The sequence below is a fragment of the Metallosphaera yellowstonensis MK1 genome, assembly GCF_000243315.1.
Taxonomy (GTDB): domain Archaea; phylum Thermoproteota; class Thermoprotei_A; order Sulfolobales; family Sulfolobaceae; genus Metallosphaera; species Metallosphaera yellowstonensis.
Genome location: NZ_JH597761.1, coordinates 686923 through 709491, shown reverse-complemented (window position 1 = coordinate 709491; position 22569 = coordinate 686923). Strand labels below are relative to the sequence as shown.

The window sequence follows — 22569 nt, the reverse complement described above, 5'->3', positions numbered from 1 at the left end:
TCGCTTTCATTCTATAGAAACAAATAGAAATCGCAATGGAGCCCTGAATCGCCCTATGCGACTGTATTCTTGTTTGATTTTTGTTTGAAGGAAATAATACAAACTAGGATCGATCGAAACCTTTGACTGTGACTTTGGACCTTTGGTTCGTTCCGTCCTATCTCTGTAATTCCCTAGTTGGCCTAGCGTTATACCTGGGCGGGAATCCCTTATGACAGTTCACCCGGTCCTATAACGTCCCTTAAGACAAGGGACTGTCAGATTGGAGTCCATCTGCGAAAATATCACGAAAAGATTTAAAATACTCTAGGGGAGAATCTCTTATGTCTCTTCAAATCAGAGGTCAGGTTATAAGCACAGAAAGGGAAGATGGCTCATCCTTTATGGCACCGGACGTTCTCATATTCCGTTACCCTAGGGAACAGGTGACTTCCAAGTCCATCATAATAGTTCAGCCCCAGGAAAATTGTGTGGTGGTAATACAGGGACAGGTTCAGGCAGTTCTCCCTCCAGGTACACATAACATACAGTCCCCTCAAAATCCCCTCTCTAGTTTCATGGCGAGGTTCAGGTACAATCAGTTACCCTTCGATACCATAGCATTCTTCGTTTCTATGACGAGGCACGAGGTGAGGATACAAGGAAAGAGTCAAACGGATGACCTGGTCCCCCTCGATTACGAGGTCGCCGTGTACTACAGGGTAACCGATGCTCCCAAGCTGGTAGTAAACATACAATTCGCTGGTCTGTTCTTCAAGGATGCCGACCTAGCTGCGTATTTGGCCCCTGTAATAGACCAGGAGGTCAGCTCTATTCTGAACCAGGTTAAGTTGGTCGAGGTTTACAAGAGGTTCTCAGACATATCCACAGCTGTGACCGCGGCACTAAAGCAATTCTTGTCGGAGTTGGGAGTTGAGCTAATATCGGTGAGGGTCACGAGGCTTATACCAGAGGATCCAGAGCTCAGGAGGATCATTCAACTCAGGGACCTCGGGTTAGATGTGGAGAAGGCTGTCAGGATGGGTCTGGCGAGAATCCTAACCGAACAAGGCAATCCGGCCAGCGTCAACATGGCCATAGGTACTCCTTATTACCCCAACCTTTCCACCCTAGTCAACTTACCCGAGAGGATGTTCCAGGTGACCATGGGAGGTGGGAAAAACGAGCAGGATCAATCCAAGAGCTCTTAGCTGGAACATAGCAGGAGGGATAGGCTACTCCTTCATTCTGACGGTGATCATGGCCTTAACTTCCATCGTATTGAAAGGATTCTATCCGCCCTTTCCCTTCATCATAGCCCCCCTGAAGTCCCTTGTAGAGTCACCGGTGGAGGGAGTAGTGCAGATCCTGGTGATCTTGGCGTTGGTCCTCTTCGTCCTACCTGTGAGGAGCGTTACAGTGTCCAAGGAGCTTAGGTCAGTGAGGAGGCTGGCCATATACACTGCGGTGGGGTTCCTAGTCTTTTCGTTATTGCCTTACGCCTTCACTGTTCCTTATGTGCAGACATATGTGGGGTTGGTCATAGCCTTCAACGTGATCAACGGAGTTGTAGCTGGATTTGTCTCTGGGTTATGAATGGTCAGCCGCTGTTGAGCTGATATGATCGAACAACTGCCCTTTTCAGGCTTGACTCACTTAAAGGTCGTCAAAGTTCTGAACCTCTATCTCCACTATCAAACATCATGTCTCATTCCCTAAGAGATAAGTAGCACTTCCTCTCAACACAGTCTGGTTCTCTTGTGTTCCTGCCAAGGAACTTTATCACTGCGAACTCCAGGAGCGTTGTGAGGAACGCGTAAATCTCTGCCTCCTCAGTGGTAGCAGGATCTGTTGAAAGTCCCCTCACCAGATCCTCCTTCTCCTTCTTATATTCTTCACTGTCCGCGTAAAAGATGATGAAGTCGAAGTCCTTTCCGTTATAAGCTTCAGTCCTGGCCCCATCGTCAAAGTAGAACACGCCCTCCACAGCAGGATATCTTTCTCCGTGAAACTCTATCTTATCTACGAAGAACTTGTTCAAAATCTCTTCCAGCTCCACCTCTATTTCTTTGAACCTTAAGGCTGCAAACAAGGGACCGTCATAAAGTGCCTCAGACCTATACCTATAGCATATCTCTGAAAACCTCCTCCACCTCCAAAGCCTCTCCTCAAATCTCATTTCTTAAGTTTACCAGAATACCTGTTAGCCACACACGTTTTTAATATGTGTAAAGCAACATTTGCATCCAGTCCCTAATAGGTACTACGGCTTCCCTCTTTTATGATAATACACAACAATATATTTTGTATGAATTTGACGTTCACGGATATCCTAGACGCAAACCTCTTGAGAGTCAAGTACAGGGAGTACGAGGGCCTCATGAGGACGTCCAAAACTAAGGAGTTGTTGGGTACGGTTAAGGACTTCCTCCACTTTGTAGAGAGACTCAAGTCTCACGTGAGCTCCACCGTATTAATGAGGAGCTTAGAGGAGCAGGAGAGGGTCGCGAAGCGTTTAATTACTACGATAAGGGTAAGATATCTCCTCCTCTTCCTCTACAAGAGGGTCATTCAAAACCTTATAAATAGACTAGTCTCCTTGATGAGGTCTCTTCTCATTCAATTAAGTTTTTAATTCTTTTTAAAATTTTATAAAAACGAAAGACTTCATGGTAGGCGACGGGTAGTTCCTTTACCAAAAAGAGTAAGGACGCTATTTCTGCTCTTACGTTAGGAGGAGGTTCCTAAGGGAGGGTATTTGACCTGAACCAGTTATGGAGGATCTTGGAGGTCTCCAGACTATAACCTTAAGCGAGGCTCACATCAGTTCGTATGGGATTGACACGTTGTTGGACGCTATTAGGTCCACCCACATTCCAGATTCAGCATGTCCGAATACAGGGCAGGCAATCCAGTAGTAGCCAGCAGATATGTTTTGATAGAGCCCAGACACCGAGAATCCAGTCGGGATACCGTTCCCGTTGTCGTATCCCAACAGCAGGAGAACCTTTCCGTCTTGGAGGACGTTTGGTTGGTTGGGCATTTCAGTATTGTTCTCTATTAGGGCCAGACCGTGATTTAGGGGAGCTTGGTTGTAGAAAGTCAGGTACACGTTCCAGCCAACTGGTACATATATCTTGAGAGAACCGTAGGTAGTACCGTTGTAGTTTATGTATCCATTGGCGGATGTAACGGTAAGGTAGATAAACACGGTCTTGTTCTGGGCATCGAACTTCAGTTGTTCTGCTCCTGGAGGTAACTTCAGTGTTGTGTTACTAGAGTTTGAAGTGCTAGTGACTTTAGTAGTATTGTTCACTGGAGGACTAGTGCTCACGTTCACTGGATGTGTGGTATTTGTAACTGGAGGTTTGGTGGTGTTGAGTGTGGGGGAAGTCTTGTGACTCAGCTGTGTTATAGCTACCGCGCCAGCAATTCCTGCTACTAAGACAAGGACAACTAGGATTAATTGCCACGATTTCATGATTGTAAATTCGATATGTTTAAATAAGTTTTTTCCCAAATCTTGGGTGAAATCTCTAATAAAACTGAAAATAAAATGAAGAGTTTAAATTGAATATTTTTAAGTCAGGTTTGCGAGTTGTTGTGGAGTGTTGACTAGATACGTCAAGGGTTCAGAGGAAGTGAGGGAGAGGAGAGGCTGGGCAAAATTCGCAGTTGCCCTTTCGCTGTTAGTTACGTCTTTCCTGATCTACCTGACATTTCAGAAATCAGGGTCTTACTTTTACCTCTCCTTATCCTCCTCCTTGGCTTTCTGGTCCTCCCTTGGAATATTAATCTTCCCCAAGATCAGGATTGAGAACAAGCTATCGTTTCTCCTTCCCTTCACCGTATACCTTGTGTACCACTCCCTACTCTACGGCATAGTCCTAGGAATAGTGGAGCCCGGGGGTCTCTCCTACCTCACCTCAATGAACAGGTTCTCATCCGGTTACGGATATGCAATCCCGCCCTCTGACCCTCTATATTTCCCGCTCTGGGTTTTTCAGAGTCCAGCCGTGTGGTTCTTCCTCGGGGTATACGAGGCAGACGTCGTCCCATACTCCCTCTTTCTCGGGATCGTCATTGGGGAACTCATGGGTCTCAACGTGAGCAGACTCGTGACACTCAATAGGGAGAGGAGGACCCTGAGGCTGGGAAGCGAGCTCGTCCTCCTGCCTGGGGTTAGCCTGGTGTCTGGAGCTTCATGCTGTCTAGCTCTCCCAACAATACTACTCTATACCTTAGTCTTATCCGTTCCATCAATGTCTTATTCCATCCTCCTCATTCTCCGTTCCCCTGCATACTTCGCCTTTATGTATTACGGTCTTCCACTCATATCAGCAGGGGTACTCTACCTCAACCTCAGGTTGATCACAAGGGCGTCAGAGACCTGTAGGCTGAGGACTGATAAGAAAAATTTAGGAAAAAATATTTAAACTGTTAGTCTTGACCAAAAGTCGTGCTAACCCTACGTCTATCTGGAGCGCTCGTGTTGGTGGAGATATTGGCATACTTATCTGGCAGTGCAGTATTGGGAGATACACAGGGAGTAGTGAACCTACCCTTCTACATCTTACTGACAGCCCACGAGTTGCTTGGACTATTGGCAGGACTCCTCTCGGTCTTAACCTTGCTCTCCTACATGAAGGACTTCTGGGGCATGGTACTGTCCTTGGCTAGTCTGGAGGGTGTGGCGCTAGCTGGCTATTCCGGTCTGCTCTATCTAAGGACAGGCGACCTAGTCCTGGTCTTTACCATGGCCCTGTTGAACGTGATCTCCATAGCGTTGACTGCCTTACTCCTGGGTAGATCATCTAGGATTTTGAAACAAGGATAGGGAAATATCAGCTGAGATCCAAAATAGTACACGGTTAGGAATAGAGGGATCTCCCAGGGGAGATGCTAATTGGATACCTTGGAGTCCAGCCAGAGGATCACTGTAACAGATTTAAGGGGAGAGGATACATTATACCAATGACGAGAAAACTTCTCATGCACGTAGGCCCAGTCACCATAGATTACGATGTGCTAGTGGCTGGACTAAGGGGAGACGTCGGCTTCACGTCTCAGGAATTCATAGACGTCATGTCCTTTTCCCTCAAGTTCCTCAGGAAATTGGTTGGAGCTGACGAGTCCTATCAGCCCTTCATTATACCTGGGAGCGGAACTGCAGCCATGGAGGGTGTTGTCTCCACCTTGAGGAGGGGGGATAAGGTACTGGTAGTATCCAACGGCGTGTTCGGAGACAGATGGAAGGCACTCCTGAATAGATATCCTGTGGCAGTGGATGTGCTTAAGGCCAACCCCGGTGACTACGTGAAACCTGAGGAAGTTGAGAAGGCTGTGGAGGATGAGAAGTATACCATGGTGACCATGACTCATGTGGAGACCAGCACCGGCGTGAGGGAGCCAGTGGGGGAGGTGGCGAAGAGGATAAGGGACAAGGTTGAACTCATAGTTGTAGACGGAGTCAGTAGTGTGGGAGCCGAGGTTGTAAAGATGAAGGACTACCAGGTGGACGTTTACCTGACTGCTAGTCAGAAGGCCTTGGGTATACCTCCAGGAGCCGGTCTGCTGGTACTCTCTGAGAGGGCAGTCTCCCGACTATCCGACGAGTCGGTGGCAGGCTACTTCCTCAATCTGAAGAATTGGCTGGACGTGATGAGGAACCTGGAGGTCAGTAAAGGGTCATATTTCGCTACACTCCCAGTTCATTTAGTGTTCATGATGGCTAAGGCCTTCGAACTCATAGAAAGGGAAGGGTTGGAGAACAGGATCAAGAGACACGAGAGAGTAGCTCAGGGTATAAGAACAGGGTTGGAGAGCATGGGTGTGGACATAGTGGCCAAGAGGCCAGAGGCTTACAGTAATACCGTGACTGGAGTGCTCCTGAAGAAGGCTAACCCAGCAGATGTACTCAAGGAGGTAGTGACTGAGGGAGTGGAGTTAGCTCCAGGAGTCCATCCAGCCCTAGCAGGGAAGTACTTCAGGATAGGTCACATGGGATGGGTGACGCCCAACGACGCCATAGCTACCTTGGCTGTCCTGGAGAGAGTTCTAAAGAGGCTGGGAGAACCCATAAACCTGGGAGAGGGAGTAAGGGCAGCTCAACTGAGTTTTTCGTAGACTCCTTCCTGGAGGGGACAAACTCAGTGATCCAGTGCTAACTCACTTCGTTCTTATACAACTCTCGTAATTCCATGATCCCCATGTAAGTTCATCGTTCTCTAACTTACACTTCTTTACCTTAAGACTGAGTCAAAACCGTGGAGAGCTTAGTCCCCAGGAAGGACCAACCTCAGTTCAGCAGTTATGGACTTTCCATCACAGCAGTTATGGGACTTTCCCTTAAATATCGCCCTGTAATCAAGGCAAAATCTAATAACTGCTGCCATCAATTGTCGTCCTATGATCAAGGCGAAATCTAATAAACTGCTGCCTGGTTTTCCAAACTTTATCGACGAAAGTAAAAAGTACAGGAGGAATTAAGGCTTAAAACCTAAAACCGCTTATTGTTTAACCTCAACCACCCTGAGTCGGGACTTGAGATACTCTCTTCAGATATTCCATTATCCCTCCGGCCTTGAGTATGTCCAATGCCATCCCCGTTATTCCCTTCCCATTTAGGACCTTGTTACCCACTCGGACTTCCCCTGTCTCCACGTTGACCTTCACTACGTCACCCTCCTTTATCTCCTTTGTGGCATAAGGCAGCGTGATGAGGGGCAGGCCATTGTTTATACAGTTCCTATAGAATATCCTTGCAAAGCTCTCAGCTACGATCACCCTTACTCCAGCGGCCTTGAGGGCTATGGCGGCCTGTTCCCTAGACGAGCCCATACCGAATACCTTTCCTGCAACGACGACTACACCCTTGGAGGCTTTCTTGTAGAACTCGGGGTCTAGGGGCTCCATGGCGTGCTGTGCCAGGTAGTTGGGATCCGTGTACTTCAGGTGCCTGGCGGGTATTATTATATCCGTGTCTATCTTATCGCCGTATTTGAGTACGGGACCTTCAATGATCACTGCAAATCCCTCGGATCGGTTATTCTCCCAGTCGCTGCAGTCGCAGCAGCCACGGAGGGGCCTGACAAGTAAACCTTTGCCTCATTGCTTCCCATCCTCCCTCTGAAGTTCCTGGAACTCGTGGACACTATGACTTCTCCTGGTCCTGCAACCCCGAAGTGTCCTCCGAGACAGGGCCCACACGTACCGTAAGTCACTACGCACCCAGCGTTCACCAGGGTCTCTATATATCCCTTCTCCATGGCCTGTTTGAACATCTCGTAGGAAGAGGGGATCGCTATACACCTAGTCTTCACGGTCCTTCCCTTCAGGATCTCCGCAGCCATCTGGAAGTCAGATAGCCTCCCGTTTGTGCATGATCCTATATAGACCTGGTCGACCTCTACGTTGGAGACCTCCCTTGCTGTCTTCACGTTGTCTACACTGTAAGGAGCTGCCACTAAGGGCTCAAGTTTCTCTAGCTCTATGGTATACTCGTCTTGGTAAGATGCCTTTGGATCGGGCGTCAGTAATTCCACCTCCTTCCCCCTCATGGTCTTAATGTAATCCTTAGTCTCCTGGTCTGGCACGAACATCAGTGCGTCAGCGTTCATCTCTATTCCCATGTTGGACACTGTGGCCCTATAGTCGGTGGGGAAGGCCTTTGGATTCCTTACGTGAACCTCTATGGACATACCGTTGAAGTAATCTGCCTTGAAGTCCCCCAGGAGTTTCAGGGCGACGTCCTTGCCGTTTACCCATTTACCTGGAGTCCCCGTGAGTTCTACCTTGAACGGCTGCGGTACTACCATCCAGGTCTTACCAGTTATCACAGCAGCTGCCACATCACTGGCACCCATGCCCTGTGCGAACGCCCCTAGGGCTCCTGAGGTCGTGGTGTGACTGTCAGCTGCCACTATGACCTGCCCGGGGAGGGCGTACTTCTCTATGAGCAACTCGTGGAGGATACCGACGTTTACGTCATGAAAGTTGGGAAGTCTCATCTCCCTTACGAACTTCCTTATGTTAACCTGTATCTCGGCACTCCTCACGTCTGGAGGAGGGGCCAGGTGATCGAAGGCCACCACTATCTTGGACTTGTCAAATATCTTCATCATGTTGGCCTTCTCCATGACCTCGATCACGTGATAGCCCGTGAGGTCATGAAAAGCTACTATGTCCACGTTGGCCTCTATCACGTCTCCTGGAGAGACGCTTCTTCCAGAGGCTCTACTTAGTATTTTTTCAGTTAATGTTCCGGTCATATCACATGGGAGTATCTGGGGATAAAAATAAACTTTTCATTAATTTTCGTTCGAGTTTCGAATCTATCCTCTCGGAGGAACAATGTAACCTTTACCTACCTCATAGGAGACGAAGGTGTAACCACACCTCGGGCAGGACTTAATGACCTTGTTCCCCTCCCTAGTGAGGACTTCATCTACCACTTGCTTGCAGTTCTGACAAGTCCTTCTGGCCACGACCCTTCCCTTGACTTGTTGGACTTAAGAGGCTTTCGCCTCAATATTTTCGTGTAAAACTTAGGAAAATTGGGGTCATGTGAAAAGTTTATTTGGGAAAACTCCTATATTCAGGAGTGGAGTTGATAAGTTATGGATGAAATTAACAGAAAGATAGTCCTTTTCATTCTGAGAGACTTCAACTATTCCCAGAGGAAGATCGCCAAAGAGCTGAACATCTCTCCTCCTGCAGTGAACTATAGGGTTGAGAGGATGACGAGAGAGGGGCTGATCAGGAAGGTTTCCCTCTATGTTAACCCAAACTTCTACGGGAAATACCACGGTTACGTTTCCTTCAAGAACACTAAGGACTGGCACGGAGAGTACGTCTCCAAGTTCGAATGTCTGGAGGAAGTGAATATCTATGAAATAGAGGCTGAGTCAGTGGAAGGACTGAAGAGTAAGATATCCCAAATGGCTGAGGAGTTAGGGGAGCCACAGATGATTTACGTGCCTGAACAAACTCCCTATAAGGCCTCCACGTTCGACCTAAAATTGCTCTCAGCGTTGAAGGAACAGCCCAGAATGACACCTGTAGAGCTAAGCGAGAGGCTAAGGGTTTCCTCCAAGACCGTGAGGAGACACCTTAGATACCTCTATAGGAGAGGTTTCATAAGGTTGGTACCGGTGATTGATATAGATAAGGCTGGGGTAACGATGTACGCCGTGTTCACGAGTAAGGTGGATTACGGCAGAAAGTTCTTCGAATCCGTGATGTTTCGGGAGATCTCGGACTCCAAGGCGGGAATATTAGTCAACATAGGCGGAACGATACAAGAAGTGGGAGAGAAGATTAAGAAGTTCAGGGAGTACGATCCAGAGGCACAACTGATGATAACCAAGTCCTACGACTTTGCCTGACCCTCTTCCCGACTGTGTCTCAAGAGTCGCTGTTGCCGACAGTTCTCGATAAGCCGTGAAATTTACATTATTTACCATCATTTAACATTCCTAGTCCTTTTAACGCTACAGCAGTTATGTGATTTCTCGTTAGGTGTAGCCTTGAAGTCAAGGCAAAATCCAATAACTGCTGTAACGCTATTAAATAAGCCGGTGCTGTACGCCTATCATAACCCTTCTCCCTCCCTCATCAGTATCTCATGCTCCGTTTGTCCCTACACTATCATTTCATTCATTTTATCTTCATTCATGATCGAGTGTAGGGACTTAGTCCTCAGCCACCTACTTACGGTAGGTGGGTCATGGGACTCCTTAGAGCCCAACGGCACGGGGCTCACATCTCTGCAATCACTCCCACCCTTTTGGGCATAGCCCACATCGGTGTGAGAGGTCATTATTTATCAACAAAAATTTGTTATAAACAGATATAAAAAGATTTCTATTAACGTGAGAAAGGATTCAGCCCAGAGTTTGTAGAACCGTTGGGATTAACTAAGATAACATAAAAACCCAACCTTAATGCCTTAATAACTCGGCGAATTAACATTTCCTTCTTTGCTAAACGTGAAATCTTCCTATTACCGCTCTTACTCTTCACGAACCTCCTCTTCTTCACTAGGAATACTCCCAAACCAGAACGTCCTTAGTTCCTTTTGTGTAGGAAAGTATTGATCTTGAACTAGGGGGGATCCGTGAGTTCTCCAGGCACCTTAATGAAGGTATTATTAAGCCCTGCACTAAAAAAGGTTTTACCTCAAGAGTTATCCCGTGAGTTACGCTTTCGTCCATGGAGAGAGGAGATACCTGTTCCACAAAGGCAAGTTCACGGAGTTACCGGATAAATTGAAGGTGAAGGATGATACAGTGGGCTACTTAGTGTTAGTAGAGGATGACAAGGTTAAGTTCACCAAAGTCCCGGTATATGATTGTACTAAGCTGAAGAGGTTCTCCGGGACCCTAAAGGTCGTATCCAAAGACCCCCCTGTGGCCATCTTTGAGGGATCAGAGGCCGCCTGTGTCCTCCCCTCTCCTCAGGAACCCATGGAGTTGGGAGCACAATATGACTTGGTCTCGGGAAAGGTCTTCAAGAAGTGGGACAGGTTGGCGGTCATTTCATCCATGGACGATTACGAGGTAGTCAAGTACGCCCTAGATACCTACAGGGATCAGGACATGGTGAGACAGGCAGTGGTGGCCTTGGGCAAACTCAACATGTGTGAGGAGGCTATCAAACTATTCTCTCAACTAGAGGAGAAGTTCCCAGAGGAGTCCCTGGCAGCAGCCGAGTGCTACGAGAGGCTTGGAAAGGAATTGGAGGCTCTGAGGATATACTCCTACTTCTCGGAGGAGAAGTACAGGGAGTTGGAGGCAAAGCTGGTCGCCAGGGCTAACTCCCTTATGAGAGAATACGAGAAGACCGGAAATCAGAAGTTGCTCCTCGATGCACTATCCGTGCTACCAACTTATGACGTCCCTGCCGTGAAGTTAGGACTTCATTTCATGACCAAGAGGAACTTCAGGGAGAGCCTAAAGCATTTTGAGGAGGCGCTAAAGAGGAATAAGAGTTATCGGAATATGGTGATGACGGCCTCCGTTCTCCTGGAGTTGGGAGAGGGGAAGAGGGCTTTAGAGCTCCTGGATGAGGCGCAGAAGATCAGGAGGACAGCCCCGCTGGCCTTCCTGAGGGGTAAGGCCTTCGAGGTCTTGAACTCCCCTACCCACGCCCAAAGGGAGTACACCTATGCCTGCAGGGAGGGAGTAGTGGAGGCCTGTTCTAAGGCCAACCTCCTCTCCTTGACCAATCCCTCAGACAGGGAGTTCAGCCCAGAGGAGTGGCTCGGTTACGTCCTCTACGGCTACGAAATAGTCTCGGTGTTAGGAAAGGGAGGGATGGGATACGTACTCCTTGCGGAAAAGAACGGGAGGAGGTTCGCCATGAAGGTAATGAAGAGGGAGTATAAGATGGACGAGATGCTGTACGAGGTGGCGAAGATGCAGGAGATATCCCGAGGATCCAAGTATGTTGTCAGGATATTGGCCAACTTCATAGACGAAAACTGGACCGATTACTTCAGCTCTCCCCCTGCCATAGTGATGGAGTACATGGAGGGGGGAGATCTCAGGAGAATCCTGGTGGATGAGGAGTACTCTTCCCTGAGGCACTCAGTGAGGTGGGGGGAGATCGTAGCACTGATCTTCTCTAAGGTTGCAGAGGCGGTAATTCACATGCACAAGCAAGGCTTCGCGCACGCAGACATAAAGCCCTCCAACATACTCTTCACGTCCCAACTCTCAAGGTATGGCGAGGAAACCCTGGAACTCTTGAGCACCGGGAGGGTTGTTCCAAAGCTCTCGGATCTAGGCAGTGCCATAAGGATCGGGATGCCTGTGGTTCACTACACCCCCTATTACGCTCATCCTCTCCAGAGGTTCGGTGGGAGGGCAGAGCCTCAAATGGACGTTTACTCCTTCACGGTATCCCTCTACGTCTCCTTGACCAACAACTTCCCCTTCCCCGAGTGGTTGGAGAGGGAGTTGGAAGAGGCCATAAGCTCTCCCCAAAAGAGAGAGGACGCGCTCAAGGACTTCTACTCTGTCGAACCTAGGATGGATTACGTCCCCCAGGAGTTCCGTGAGTTAATACTGGAGGGACTCAGGGGAGAGACAACCATGGAAGTGATCAGGAGGGACCTAGTTCACCTGGCGAGGGACGTCTACAACCTCCCCGTGGAGCAGGTCATTTAACCAAGTTAAAGGTGACAGGGTAGGGGACTCTAGTCAAACCATTTTAACTTGAGAGAGAAAATACACACATGCAAGTGAAAACGTTGATGAATCCGAACCCACCAGTGATCTCCACGAACCAGGGGTTAGTGGAGGCCTTCAAGAAGGTGAACGACAGGGGACTGGGGAGGGTGATAGTAGCAGACGAAGTGGTGAAGGGCATACTATCCACCAGGGACCTCCTCACGGTGATGGTAGGCTTCTGCCCCACTGCCTGTACCCAGGCTGACCTGTATAAGCTGGCCAACGCCAAGGTCTCAGACTACATGACCGTGAACCCAACGGTGATAGATGAAAACAGTGACGCATTGGAGGCTATAACCCTCATGGTGACCAGAAACTTCGGTTCCCTCCCAGTGGTTAACTCCCTCAGGAGACCGGTGGGCATAGTCACCGAGAGGGACTTCCTCCTCATATTCCAGGACTTGGAGAATCTGTTCCCAATATCAGGTTTCGTCACCGGCAAAGTGTCGACCGTTTACAAGGAGACTCTCCTGGATCAAGCTGTCAGGATGATGTTAAGAAGAGGGTTCAGGAGATTACCTGTGGTGGATGAGGAAGGAAGAGCAGTAGGTATGGTCACAGCAGCAGACGCAGTGAAGGCGGCTGCCAAGGCGGTAGAGAAGCTGGAACCTGAGTACTTCTTCTCCAGGAGAGTGAGAGATATAATGAAATCTCCCCTTGTGACTGTGGAGGAGAACAGGTCTGTGAACGAAGCTGCTGCCATGATGATCACTAAGGGAATAGGCGCACTTGTGATACTGGATCAAGAGGCTAAGCCCAAGGGCATAGTCACCGAGAGGGACCTCCTCATAGCTCTTCACTATCAACTTCACATGCCCTACGCCTTTGGAAAGAAGAAGTAAGGTGCGCAAACTCGTGTGGCTTGTCATAGCGGAGAAGCCCAGCGTAGCCATGGATATAGCCAGGGCGTTGGGAAGGCCTGAGAGAAAAGATGGATACGTGGTCTCTGGAAACTACGTTGTAACTTGGGCCACAGGCCACATGCTTGAAATAGACGAGGGAATAGCTCCCAGGAGGTGGAGGTTGGAGGACCTTCCCGTATTCCCTAGGGAGTTCAGGTACGTGCCCATAAAGGGAAAGGAGAGACAACTGGGGGTCATCTCCAAGCTATTAGAAAAGGCCGAGGTGGTGGTGAACTGCGGCGATGCAGGTAGGGAAGGTGAGCTCATCATAAGGGAGATCCTGAGGTACTCAGGTTACGTGGGGAAGACCCTTAGGCTCTGGACGTCTGAAGCCCTCACCAAGGATGTGGTATTGAGGGAGTTCAAGAGGCTCAGGCCCTCTCAAGATTTCGACGACCTGTACTACAGTGCCTTGGCCAGGCAGCACGGAGATTGGATAGTGGGGATAAACCTGAGTAGACTGGTGACACTCAAGGCTAACAACGGGGAAGTCTGGAGCGTAGGTAGAGTTCAGACCCCCACCTTGGCTCTGGTGGTCAAGCGGGACTTGGAGATTGAGAGCTTCAAGCCGGAGACCTACTACGTGGTCTTAGCTGGGTTCAGGAAGGACAAGGAGTTCCAAGGCATTCTGCTGAGGAACGGGGAGGAGGCGAAGCTGAGTAAAGAGGAGGCGCTCAAGCTGGAGTCCTCCCTCGCCAAGATCAGGAGGGGAGTCGTGAAGGAAGTCCAGAGAGAGAGAAAAGAGGAGCCTCCGCCGTTACTCCACTCCCTCACCTCACTTCAGAGGGAAGCCAACGTTTTATACGGCCTCTCCGCGAAACGTACCTTGGATATAGCCCAGAGCCTATACGAGGAGTGGAAGATCATAAGCTATCCGAGGACAGACGCAAGACACATGGGGGATAACAACAGGGGTCTCGTGAAGGAGGTACTGAGGAAGTTGGGGAGGGAAGACCTAGTCCCTCGCGTTGATCTAGTGGGGAAGAGGGTCTTCGACTCGTCTAAACTCACCGACCACCATGCCATAATACCCCTGGATAGACCTCCAGATGGGCTTCCCCAAACCCATAGGAGGATCTACGACCTGATTTACAGGAAGTTCGTTGGGGCATTCATGGAGGATTACGTCTATGAGACGCAAAGGGTCAAGATAGGGTTAGGTTCAGATACCTTCTTATCTGAGGGGAGGAGGGATGTGTACTTGGGATGGGCTTCCCTTTACCCCAGGAAAGAGGCCCCTCTCCCGGAGCTGAGGCAAGGAGAGGAGGTCGAGAAATTGTGGGTCAGGGCTGAGGAGAGGAAGACCAAACCTCCCCCGAGGTACACGGAGGCCACGTTACTCAAGGAGATGGAGAGATTATCCCTGGGCACACCAGCCACCAGGGCATCCATCATAGAGACCCTCTTGGAGAGGGGATATATGATGAGGACTTCCAAATCCCTCGTCTCCACGACGAAGGGTAGAGAGTTGGTGCACAAGCTCTCGGGAAGCAAGGTGATAAGTCCGGAGATGACCTCCGAGTGGGAGAGGACTTTGGAGGAGATTTACACCAAGAGGAAGGGTTTAAGGGGGTACGAGGAGTTCGTGGAGGGAATAAAGAGATTCACACTTCAGGAGATCGATAAGCTCAAGGACGTTCAGTTTCAAGTGGGTAGAACGGCGAGCAGGGAGATGTTGAACTACGCCAGGAGGATCTCCAGGGATCTTGGGGTGAGACTACCGGGGACGGACCTCGACACGGTGAGGAGGTTCCTGGACGAACATGCACAGAAAGCTAAGATTTCGTGTAAGTGTGGGGGAAACGTGGTAGGCTTCTCCAAGGGCTGGAGATGTAAGTCCTGCGGGGCAATCGTGTGGAGGGAGATAGCAGGAAAGAGGATCACGTTTAGGCAGGCGAAGGCACTGTTCGAAGGGAAGGAGGTGAAGGCCAAGGGGTTCAAGTCGAGGTCAGGGAAGAAGTTCTCAGCCGTGATCTACCTCGAGGATGGGAAGGTGAAGTTTAAGTTCAACACTAACGTTGGTCCGATTAGAGGAGATGGGAAAGGCTAGGCTCTGGCCGGGGAAAAGCTTAAATGTGTCTACAGACAGTAACATGTTTTAAGTGAGCAAATGCAGTACAGGAAAGTCTTTGAGGGCATTGCCTACTCCATTGTGGAGGACGATGAGGCCTCCGTGGTATTCCTGGAGGGGAAGCCAGTCACGGCTTCCTGTATAGAACACGGGAACCACGCTCTGTTTGAGACTGATTGTCCCCACGTGGAGAGACTACTAAAAAAGGTTTTTTCTTAAACCGTTGCTATAACGGCTATTTCAACGAGGGCGTCCCTAGGTAGGGCACTGACTTGAACGGTCACCCTCGCCGGGGATCTCTCCTTGAAGTAAGAGGCGTAAACTTCGTTGTACTTCTGGAAGTCCCTAAGGTCCTTGAGGTAAACGAAGGCCATGACTACGTTTTCGAGTGAGGTCCCAGAGGCCTCTAGGACATTCCTCAGGTTCTCCATCACTCTCCTGGTCTGCTCCTCTATACCTCCTTTCACTATCTCGTTAGTTACAGGATCTATGGGTATTTGTCCGGACACGTACACCGTGTTCCCTACCTTCACCGCCTGGGAATAGGGCCCTATGGGTTTGGGAGCCCTCTCCGTGAACACTATTTCCTTCATGGGTTCCCTATATCCCTGACACTTATAATATCATTGTTGTAACTATCCGTTTGTCCCTACACTTTCATTTCAATCATTTTTTCTTCAATCATGATCGAGTGTAAAGGGAATCCTGTTAACCACCCATTACCTTGAGGAGGCTGAGAAGTTGGCTGACAGGGTTTACTTCCTCAAGAAGAGAATACTCATGGAGGGAGACACCCAGGAGCTGAGGAGGAGGTTCACCAGGTTCTACACGGTGACGAACGTGGAGACTGGTGAGGAGTACAGGGTGAGGGAGGAAGAATTGTTGAGCTTTCTCAGAAACTTCGACTCTGGTGTCGAAGTTAGGTTGGCCTCCCTGGAGGAGATATACTCGGAGGTGGTGGGTAACGAATAGGGTAAAGAAAATCCTGACTCTCATAGAGTTAATGTTTAGGCAAACCAAGGCAAAGTTTATCACCAGTCTTTTCTATTCAGTCATGTTCCGTTTGTCCCTACACTCTCATTTCAATCATTTTATGTTCATTCATGATCGAGTGTAGTGACTTAGCCCTCAACCACCTACTTACGGTAGGTGGGTCATGGGACTCCTTAGAGCCCAACGGCACGGGGCTCACATCTCTGCAATCACTCCCACCCTTTTGGGCATAGCCCACATCGGTGTGAGAGGTCATTATTTATCAACGAAAATTCGTTATAAACAGATATAAAAAGATTTCTATTAACGTGAAAAAGGATTCAGCCCATAGCCTTCATCCTCTCCTTCTTCTCCCTGAACGGTTCACCGCAAGTGCTTGCAGGGATCGTGACCATGTATATAGCCTTGGGATCTCTCACCTCCACGAGTCAGTCAGTGGCCTTCATGAAATTTTCAGGACAACTCACCCTCCTTTTCACCACGAAGACTGAGAGGTGGATGATAGCCCTCTCACATGCCTTGGTACAGCTCACGGTCTCCTTGCCAGTGGCCTTAGTATTAATTTACCTGAGCTCAATGATTCATAAGATCATAATCTTTTGGCCCGTGGTCTTATTGACCTTCATCATTGGATGGATCTATAATTTCCTCCTGGCGTTGAGTATGGGTCTGGCCTTCAACATGAGGTTAGTGAACCAACTGTCACAGGTCTTGGGTTGGACCTTCTCCTTCCTAGCGCCGACCTTCGTCCCACTCTCGGTGGTGCCATACTATCTCAGACCTCTAACCTTCTTGGAGCCATCAACCTTCGTGGCTCAGCAGTTGGCCATGAGCTTTGAGGGCTCGTTCTCTCCTCTATACTTCCTGGGGATGATCGTCTACCTGATGGCCAGCCTATATCTGTACAGGTTCGTGGAATCCAGACTCACGTGAGTAATACCTCACGTGATGACCCACAGGAACCGCAGACCTCATCCTCAACTTAGTTTTTATTTATGTAGAGACGAAATCACCTATGAAGCTAAACGTGTCCTGGGTGGAGATACCCTCCGAGGTTATACCCCATACCAATCGAGACAGTGACGGCGATCTCGACGTGATTGCAGTGGGCGTGGCGGAGGCCTTTGAGAGGGAGGGAGTGAGTGAGGTTGTCGAGATAGACCCAGGGAAGGTGGTGATGGCCGGGATCCTGACCAGTAGGATGGTAGAGGACCCCTTCCTGTACCTGGACTCCAAGAGGTGGGGAGGAAAGTACTTCTCAGGGGACGTCTCGGCGTCACTGGCTGAAGTCATGGCATTCGCGCTGTTGGAGGCCAAGTTTGGCGTTAAGCTCACGGAGGTGTTACCCATGAGGCACGTGAAGTACCTAGGGTTCACCCCAGACGGGGTTGTGGACGCTAAGCTTTACCCCAAGCTGATCTCCTTCCTGGGGGGTAAGGGAGCACTGTACATCAACACCAGGGGGACCATGAGGTGGTCCCCTTCTTGGATCATTAGAAACTTGAGGAGAGACCTAATTCAGGTGGAGAAGGTCAGGTATCCTGACGCTTACGCCATGCTGATGTACTTGGTGAGAGAGCGTGGTTGGAGGATGATGGTCGGGGTGGTGAAGCCTTGAATTGCCTAGATCAACTAAGGAAGGCATACATCTTGTCGTGGGTGGGGGACAGGGAATTCGTGGAGAGGACTTGGAGGGAGTGCAGGAAGGAGCTGAGCGAGGAGGGGCTTAGGGAGAGGGTAGGAAAGGTGTTGGAGAGGGCAGATAGGGAGTGGGAGATTCCTTCCCTCCTCAGGGAGGAAGGGATAGAGGGGGAATCGTTAGTGAGGGAGGCCCTAGGAGAACTCCTGGAGAGGCTTTACAGGACCACTGAGGAGAGGGAGGTAAGGAGGAACGAGTACGTGATTTACAGTGTAAGCGACCTGGGCCTTAAGAAGGTGGTCAGGGGCTATTGCGAGAGGTGTTACGGTTATAGGTCGGTGAACTTAGAGGGAGGGTTCGGGGTGAGGTATGAGCAGATGGTGTATCTGGAGACCACAGGAGATGCGGATGAGGCATTGAGCACTCTTTTGAAGGACATATTTGACTGATTGAAGTTTAGGAGCCTCGTGTAGCCTTCATCAACCTCCAGGGCATCATCTCCCTGCTCTCAGGTTCGGTTTAAACGTGTTACCGGACGAAATCGTGAAACTTCACTGAACCTTGGAGTCAAGGCGAATTTAACACCGGGAAGTTAGAGTCTGAGTGCCTCACGTTCCCGTCATCCCTCCTGGACGGAACCTACCACGGAACATTCCCCAACATCCACATAGCTGTTGCAGAACTTCGCCTCACAGTAGTTATGGGGAACCTTCCTTCAAACATCGTTCCATGATCAAGGCCAGACCCAATGACTGCAGCAGTTATAGGACTTTCCCTTAAATATCGCCCTGTAATCGAGGCGAAATCTAATAAACACTGTAACTGTTTTACCTCAAGTGTGGCACGATAAATCAGGGTTTAGATCCAACAAACCCCGTCCCTCATGGCTCCTGATCCGGGGCAATACAGGAGATTGTGGAAATATATAAGAGGGAGTGTATTATCTCTTCTATGATAGCTCCGTTAACCGTGGTTGACTGGGAAAAGGTACCTGAGGAGAAGCTGTCAGAGAACATCTCCAGGAGACTCGTATACATGGATAAGGTCATGATGGCGAGACTTTTCATAAGGAAGGGCACAGTGGTTCCTGAGCATCACCACGAGAACGAGCAGATAACTTGGGTTTTCAAGGGCGCGTTGGAGTTCCGTATTCAGGGGAAAACCGTGATTGTAGGCGAGAATCGGTTCATCCTTATACCCTCAAACGTTCCTCACTCGGCCAAGGCTATAGACGATACCGTTGAAGTAGACATCTTCAGTCCAGTGAGGAAAGACTGGCTAGAAGGTAAGGATTCCTACCTAAGGAACACTTAGTTTCTGGTAGGGCTACAGGTGGTAGGAGTTCGTTCTCAGTCAAGGGTCGCCTAGGTAGTCTCTCCCCTTCTCGAGTCCACTCTCAGATAACTCTGAGACCCATCGAGAACTTAACCGTAGAATGCCTCTTTCATTCTCCTTACACCTTCCCTGATCTTATCCTCCGGAGGAAGAGTGAAGTTGAGTCTAGCAGCGTCGTATCTGACGTCTGCCACGTACAGGGCATCACCTGGAAGATATAGCACCCCTTTCTCCACTGCCCTCTCCAACAGTGCCCTGGTGTTTACCCCCTTGAAGAAAGAGAACACGAACATGCCGCTCTCCGGCTTGACGAACTCAGCCCTATCCTTAAAGGAATCATTGAGTTCGTCTACCATGACGTTCCTCTTGGAGGTGTATATCCTCTTCACCTTCTCTATGTTTCCCTCTATCACCTTGGTCTTGAGTGCCCTCGCGGCCACGTACTGGGAGAGGGTGTTAGTGTTCAGGTCAATCACCTGTTTGACCTTCACCAACTCCCTGATCAGACCCTCGTCTCCCACCATCCATCCCAACCTGAGTCCTGGGGCAAGAACCTTACTCATGGTGGACATGTAGATGACTCTACCTGATTTATCCATGGCCTTCAGGGGTCTAGGGGTCTTACCCTCATAATTTATCAGGCTATATGGGTCATCTTCCACCACAGTCATATCGTACCTCTCCGCCACCTCTAGTAAATATCTCTTGGTCTCCTCAGACATGGAGGCCCCTGTGGGGTTCTGGGCATTGGGCATCACGTACACCAGCTTCCTCCTCTCTGGGGGCACTGCCTTCACTTTCTTTTCCAAGCTATCCACGTCAAGTTGTCCCTTCACTATAGGTGAGCCCACAAGTTTCGCGTCGAAGGCCTTGAACAGGCTCACGGCCACGTAGTAGGTGGGATTCTCCGTGAAGACCGCGTCGCCCGTCCTCAAGGTGGACATGGCAAGGACGAAGAGAGCCTCCTGGGATCCAGAGGAGACCATTATCTCCTCGTCTTTTACTCCGTTAATTCCCAAGTTCCTGGACATGAAGGATATCAGCTCCCTCTTGAACTCGGGTATCCCAGAGGCTGGAGAGTACTGGAGGGCACCTGCGTAATCCTCCCGAAGGACAGTCTCCGCTATCTCCCTAAGCTGTTCATGTGGGAATACTGCTGGGTCAGGAAGCCCTCCGGCCAGGCTTATAATGTCTCTCCTCACAGTGTAAGCTAGAATCTTATCTAGGTCCGGGTTCTCAACTTTCCTGGGAAGATCCGTTAGGAGATCCCGAATATTCATAAGCAAGGATGAGTCTTCCATCATTTAAATGTGCTGGTTCACTCCCAACCTGAGGCCACAGATTCCCTCAGTTTGACCGCTGATAATTTAGCTAAGTAGGATTACAAAAATGTAACTCTACATGGGGACGTAAAAACTAGTTTCCAAAAATCCTTTCCAATAAGATTACAAAAATGCAACCCTATTGCTATTATCACATTACCTACCGTTTGTCCCTACACTCTCATTTCAATCATTTTATGTTCATTCATGATCGAGTGTAGAGACTTAGCCCTCAACCACCCACTTAAGGTAGGTGGGTCATGGGACTCCTTCGAGCCCAACGGCACGGGGCTCACATCTCTGCAATCACTCCCACCCTTTTGGGCATAGCCCACATCGGTGTGAGAGATCATTATTTATCAACAAAAATTTGTTATAAACAGATATAAAAAGATTTCTATTAACGTGAGAAAGGATTCAGCCCTTCTTAAACTGAAACCTTAACTTCCATTCTATTCAAGCCGCGATAAAAGATATAGAAAATTCAGTTAAAAATATTTCTGTTTGTCTATTATCCTTTTTAGGAATAATAGTTATAATAGTGACAGCAGTTATGGGACTTTAACGTAACTTAAAGATTTTCATCAGCCCAGGTGGTCCGCCTAAATGACGTTCAACGAACCTGAGGAACGCCTCCACGCTCCTCAGGTTAAGAGCCCCCACCAGCTCCCTGACGACGTTGGTCATGATGGTGAAGATCGCGAGGTAGCCCTGGAGCCTCTCCCTCCTCCAGAACGAGGAGTCCTCCAGTCCCAGGGCCTTGACGTCCCTGTGGAGCTTCTCGATCTCCCACCTCATCCTCCAGGCCTCCTCGATCTCCTCCTCGCTGAACGAGAGGTCGGTCGTGTAGAGGTACTTCACGTGTGTCCCGGAGTCACGTTTATATTCCCGGACTAGCAACTTTACTGTAATCGCTTGGGCTCCCAGGGTCAGGTCGGCGTAGTAGACTCCGGGGGGTAGGTCCCCCACTCGGAGGTGTCCCTCCACCTCCTCGAGGGTCCCCTGGACCGACTCGACCCTGAGGAGCCTCCGGTTGGACTTGAGCTCAGACACCACGTTCTCCTTCACCAGCTTCTCTGACCAGTACCACGAGTCGAAGACGACCCTGGACACGCGGAAGTACCCCTTGAGCACGTCCAACATCTCCCTGGCCATCTCGATCTTGGTCTTGAACTCGGTGACCATCCCCAAGTCCAACATCTTCCTCACGGCGTAGGGGAAGGCTCCCACCATGAACGTCCTGCCCGTGGAGAGGTCCACTATGGCGACCGTGAGGAGCTGCACGCCCCTCTCGAACCTCCCGTGGGCGTGACAGTAGATCCAGTAGTTCCCGTGGGGGCTCACGTCCCTCCCCCTGGAGTACTCCTTGTGGTCCACGGTGTCGTCTATGATTACGGCCACCTCACCCTTCACCAGCCCCGACAGGACCTCCAGGTAGTCCCTCCACGCGTCTTCGAGTTCCCCCAACGCCTCCAGCAGATTCGCGTAGTCCAACCCGAACGTCTCAGCAGCATTCCTCACGCTGGCCCTCCCACCTAGCAGGACGATCAAGACGAGTGCCAACCCGACCTTCCTGCTCCTCCCGTTCCTCCTCACTATGCCCAGGACCTGGTTGACCGCCTTGATCAGATCCTCCTTAGCCAGTTCGACCTGTCCCTTCCGGTTTGCCATCTTCATCTTTTCAGCGGGACGACGTCGAAAATTAAAAACTTCTCGCTAATACCGAGTTCTTGGTATTACCTCCCTAAGATTCCCATAACTGCTGCTCAGGAATTGCCTTCCACCGTCGGTAGGGGTATAGTATGTCCTGCCCTCCCTAAGGTAGGAGTTAAGTAGTCCGTTCTTCACCATCCTTTTCAGGGTCGTGTATATGAGGCCCTGAGGGACGTTCCTCCTGTGTAGTTCGTCCACCTTCCTTTTCAGTTGGTATCCGTACATGTCACCATGTTTGCAAAGGATGTAAATGATTATAACTTGCAATAGTCCCCTGATTATCATCATCCTCGGAAATTCCCTATAGCTCATGTGACCCACCTACAGGCATCAGGATCTCTACGACGAGGAGTTAATTAACTGTAACCCTGATAATTAAAAT

28 protein-coding genes are annotated in these 22569 nt (G+C 49.7%); 16 read left to right on the top strand and 12 right to left on the bottom strand.

Translation table 11 applies throughout. The features are described 5' to 3' along the window. Positions 1-323 precede the first annotated feature (323 nt). Both METMK1DRAFT_RS04390 and METMK1DRAFT_RS04385 read left to right on the top strand, forming a co-directional pair. Positions 324-1190: an SPFH domain-containing protein gene (locus METMK1DRAFT_RS04390; RefSeq protein WP_009071274.1), complete on the top strand. Its 867-nt coding sequence runs from the start codon at positions 324-326 to the stop codon at positions 1188-1190. Beyond that, positions 1153-1575: a hypothetical protein gene (locus METMK1DRAFT_RS04385; RefSeq protein ID WP_009071273.1), complete on the top strand. Its 423-nt coding sequence runs from the start codon at positions 1153-1155 to the stop codon at positions 1573-1575. The genes METMK1DRAFT_RS04390 and METMK1DRAFT_RS04385 overlap by 38 nt, the downstream gene beginning before the upstream one ends. Positions 1576-1687: 112 nt before the next feature. Here the strand turns inward: METMK1DRAFT_RS04385 and METMK1DRAFT_RS04380 are convergent, their stop codons facing one another. Beyond that, positions 1688-2158, bottom strand: coding sequence for a hypothetical protein (locus METMK1DRAFT_RS04380; RefSeq protein ID WP_009071272.1), 471 nt, complete (start codon positions 2156-2158; stop codon positions 1688-1690). A gap of 129 nt (positions 2159-2287) precedes the next feature. Between METMK1DRAFT_RS04380 and METMK1DRAFT_RS04375 the strand changes: the two genes are divergently transcribed. Next, positions 2288-2614 (top strand): hypothetical protein, encoded by a 327-nt coding sequence (locus METMK1DRAFT_RS04375; RefSeq protein WP_155812294.1) that lies wholly within the window; start codon positions 2288-2290, stop codon positions 2612-2614. 183 nt (positions 2615-2797) lie between these two features. On the opposite strand, the gene METMK1DRAFT_RS04370 is transcribed toward METMK1DRAFT_RS04375, so the two are convergent. After that, positions 2798-3460, bottom strand: coding sequence for a sulfocyanin-like copper-binding protein (locus METMK1DRAFT_RS04370; protein ID WP_009071270.1), 663 nt, complete (start codon positions 3458-3460; stop codon positions 2798-2800). 127 nt (positions 3461-3587) lie between these two features. Here METMK1DRAFT_RS04370 and METMK1DRAFT_RS04365 point away from each other — a divergent pair, with 127 nt between their 5' ends. From METMK1DRAFT_RS04365 to METMK1DRAFT_RS04355, 3 genes are all read left to right on the top strand, one after another. After that, complete coding sequence (locus METMK1DRAFT_RS04365) at positions 3588-4415, top strand: hypothetical protein (RefSeq protein ID WP_245544548.1); 828 nt, start codon at positions 3588-3590, stop codon at positions 4413-4415. Positions 4416-4438: 23 nt separating this feature from the next. After that, positions 4439-4816, top strand: coding sequence for a hypothetical protein (locus tag METMK1DRAFT_RS04360; protein ID WP_009071268.1), 378 nt, complete (start codon positions 4439-4441; stop codon positions 4814-4816). Positions 4817-4953: 137 nt separating this feature from the next. Next, on the top strand, positions 4954-6105 hold the full coding sequence (locus tag METMK1DRAFT_RS04355) for a pyridoxal-phosphate-dependent aminotransferase family protein (protein WP_172634125.1): 1152 nt from the start codon (positions 4954-4956) through the stop codon (positions 6103-6105). A gap of 396 nt (positions 6106-6501) precedes the next feature. On the opposite strand, the gene METMK1DRAFT_RS04350 is transcribed toward METMK1DRAFT_RS04355, so the two are convergent. The 3 genes from METMK1DRAFT_RS04350 to METMK1DRAFT_RS18135 all read right to left on the bottom strand — a co-directional run bounded on the left by METMK1DRAFT_RS04350 (position 6502) and on the right by METMK1DRAFT_RS18135 (position 8465). Further along, on the bottom strand, positions 6502-7005 hold the full coding sequence (locus METMK1DRAFT_RS04350; protein ID WP_009071265.1) for a 3-isopropylmalate dehydratase small subunit: 504 nt from the start codon (positions 7003-7005) through the stop codon (positions 6502-6504). Continuing rightward, the gene (locus METMK1DRAFT_RS04345; RefSeq protein ID WP_009071264.1) at positions 7002-8249 is read right to left on the bottom strand and encodes a 3-isopropylmalate dehydratase large subunit; all 1248 of its coding nucleotides are present in this window, start codon (positions 8247-8249) and stop codon (positions 7002-7004) included. Before METMK1DRAFT_RS04345 ends, METMK1DRAFT_RS04350 begins: the two co-directional genes overlap by 4 nt. Positions 8250-8312: 63 nt before the next feature. After that, positions 8313-8465 carry a hypothetical protein gene (locus METMK1DRAFT_RS18135; protein ID WP_172634114.1) on the bottom strand — a complete coding sequence of 51 codons (153 nt, stop codon included), beginning with the start codon at positions 8463-8465 and terminating at the stop codon, positions 8313-8315. Positions 8466-8597: 132 nt separating this feature from the next. On the opposite strand from METMK1DRAFT_RS18135, the gene METMK1DRAFT_RS04340 reads away from it, so the two are divergent. Further along, entirely contained in the window at positions 8598-9365 is a 768-nt protein-coding gene (locus METMK1DRAFT_RS04340) for a winged helix-turn-helix transcriptional regulator (protein WP_009071263.1), read from the top strand. 254 nt (positions 9366-9619) lie between these two features. Here METMK1DRAFT_RS04340 and METMK1DRAFT_RS04335 read toward each other — a convergent pair whose 3' ends face one another. Continuing rightward, entirely contained in the window at positions 9620-9799 is a 180-nt protein-coding gene (locus METMK1DRAFT_RS04335) for a hypothetical protein (protein ID WP_009071262.1), read from the bottom strand. Positions 9800-10172: 373 nt separating this feature from the next. Between METMK1DRAFT_RS04335 and METMK1DRAFT_RS04330 the strand changes: the two genes are divergently transcribed. From METMK1DRAFT_RS04330 to METMK1DRAFT_RS04315, 4 genes are all read left to right on the top strand, one after another. Continuing rightward, the gene (locus METMK1DRAFT_RS04330; protein WP_009071260.1) at positions 10173-12149 is read left to right on the top strand and encodes a protein kinase domain-containing protein; all 1977 of its coding nucleotides are present in this window, start codon (positions 10173-10175) and stop codon (positions 12147-12149) included. 68 nt (positions 12150-12217) lie between these two features. Further along, on the top strand, positions 12218-13054 hold the full coding sequence (locus tag METMK1DRAFT_RS04325; protein ID WP_009071259.1) for a CBS domain-containing protein: 837 nt from the start codon (positions 12218-12220) through the stop codon (positions 13052-13054). 13 nt (positions 13055-13067) lie between these two features. Further along, on the top strand, positions 13068-15164 hold the full coding sequence (locus tag METMK1DRAFT_RS04320) for a type IA DNA topoisomerase (RefSeq protein WP_009071258.1): 2097 nt from the start codon (positions 13068-13070) through the stop codon (positions 15162-15164). Positions 15165-15224: 60 nt separating this feature from the next. Then, a complete protein-coding gene (locus tag METMK1DRAFT_RS04315; RefSeq protein ID WP_009071257.1) occupies positions 15225-15404 on the top strand; it encodes a hypothetical protein in 180 nt (59 codons plus the stop codon). Here METMK1DRAFT_RS04315 and METMK1DRAFT_RS04310 read toward each other — a convergent pair. Continuing rightward, the gene (locus METMK1DRAFT_RS04310; RefSeq protein ID WP_009071256.1) at positions 15401-15778 is read right to left on the bottom strand and encodes a RidA family protein; all 378 of its coding nucleotides are present in this window, start codon (positions 15776-15778) and stop codon (positions 15401-15403) included. The genes METMK1DRAFT_RS04315 and METMK1DRAFT_RS04310 overlap by 4 nt on opposite strands. 148 nt (positions 15779-15926) lie before the next feature. On the opposite strand from METMK1DRAFT_RS04310, the gene METMK1DRAFT_RS04305 reads away from it, so the two are divergent. Further along, positions 15927-16157, top strand: coding sequence for a hypothetical protein (locus METMK1DRAFT_RS04305; protein WP_009071255.1), 231 nt, complete (start codon positions 15927-15929; stop codon positions 16155-16157). Positions 16158-16254: 97 nt separating this feature from the next. Here METMK1DRAFT_RS04305 and METMK1DRAFT_RS16230 read toward each other — a convergent pair whose 3' ends face one another. Beyond that, positions 16255-16434: a hypothetical protein gene (locus METMK1DRAFT_RS16230; RefSeq protein ID WP_009069394.1), complete on the bottom strand. Its 180-nt coding sequence runs from the start codon at positions 16432-16434 to the stop codon at positions 16255-16257. A gap of 149 nt (positions 16435-16583) precedes the next feature. On the opposite strand from METMK1DRAFT_RS16230, the gene METMK1DRAFT_RS04300 reads away from it, so the two are divergent. The 4 genes from METMK1DRAFT_RS04300 (at position 16584) to METMK1DRAFT_RS04285 (ending at position 19131) form a co-directional block, all read left to right on the top strand. Further along, complete coding sequence (locus METMK1DRAFT_RS04300) at positions 16584-17111, top strand: hypothetical protein (RefSeq protein ID WP_216586088.1); 528 nt, start codon at positions 16584-16586, stop codon at positions 17109-17111. A gap of 82 nt (positions 17112-17193) precedes the next feature. After that, on the top strand, positions 17194-17796 hold the full coding sequence (locus METMK1DRAFT_RS04295; protein ID WP_009071253.1) for a hypothetical protein: 603 nt from the start codon (positions 17194-17196) through the stop codon (positions 17794-17796). Beyond that, positions 17793-18266: a hypothetical protein gene (locus METMK1DRAFT_RS04290; protein ID WP_009071252.1), complete on the top strand. Its 474-nt coding sequence runs from the start codon at positions 17793-17795 to the stop codon at positions 18264-18266. Before METMK1DRAFT_RS04295 ends, METMK1DRAFT_RS04290 begins: the two co-directional genes overlap by 4 nt. Positions 18267-18768: 502 nt before the next feature. Then, positions 18769-19131, top strand: a complete 363-nt coding sequence (locus tag METMK1DRAFT_RS04285; RefSeq protein ID WP_009071251.1) for a cupin domain-containing protein — start codon at positions 18769-18771, stop codon at positions 19129-19131. Positions 19132-19241: 110 nt separating this feature from the next. Here the strand turns inward: METMK1DRAFT_RS04285 and METMK1DRAFT_RS04280 are convergent, their stop codons facing one another. The 4 genes from METMK1DRAFT_RS04280 to METMK1DRAFT_RS04265 all read right to left on the bottom strand — a co-directional run bounded on the left by METMK1DRAFT_RS04280 (position 19242) and on the right by METMK1DRAFT_RS04265 (position 22499). Beyond that, positions 19242-20432 carry an aminotransferase-like domain-containing protein gene (locus METMK1DRAFT_RS04280; RefSeq protein WP_009071250.1) on the bottom strand — a complete coding sequence of 397 codons (1191 nt, stop codon included), beginning with the start codon at positions 20430-20432 and terminating at the stop codon, positions 19242-19244. Positions 20433-20647: 215 nt separating this feature from the next. Beyond that, positions 20648-20827 carry a hypothetical protein gene (locus METMK1DRAFT_RS04275; RefSeq protein WP_009070100.1) on the bottom strand — a complete coding sequence of 60 codons (180 nt, stop codon included), beginning with the start codon at positions 20825-20827 and terminating at the stop codon, positions 20648-20650. A 208-nt stretch (positions 20828-21035) separates the two neighbouring features. Beyond that, positions 21036-22145 carry a transposase gene (locus METMK1DRAFT_RS04270; protein WP_048087610.1) on the bottom strand — a complete coding sequence of 370 codons (1110 nt, stop codon included), beginning with the start codon at positions 22143-22145 and terminating at the stop codon, positions 21036-21038. 45 nt (positions 22146-22190) lie between these two features. Then, positions 22191-22499 carry a PadR family transcriptional regulator gene (locus METMK1DRAFT_RS04265; protein ID WP_009071248.1) on the bottom strand — a complete coding sequence of 103 codons (309 nt, stop codon included), beginning with the start codon at positions 22497-22499 and terminating at the stop codon, positions 22191-22193. Between the last annotated feature and the right edge of the window lie 70 nt (positions 22500-22569).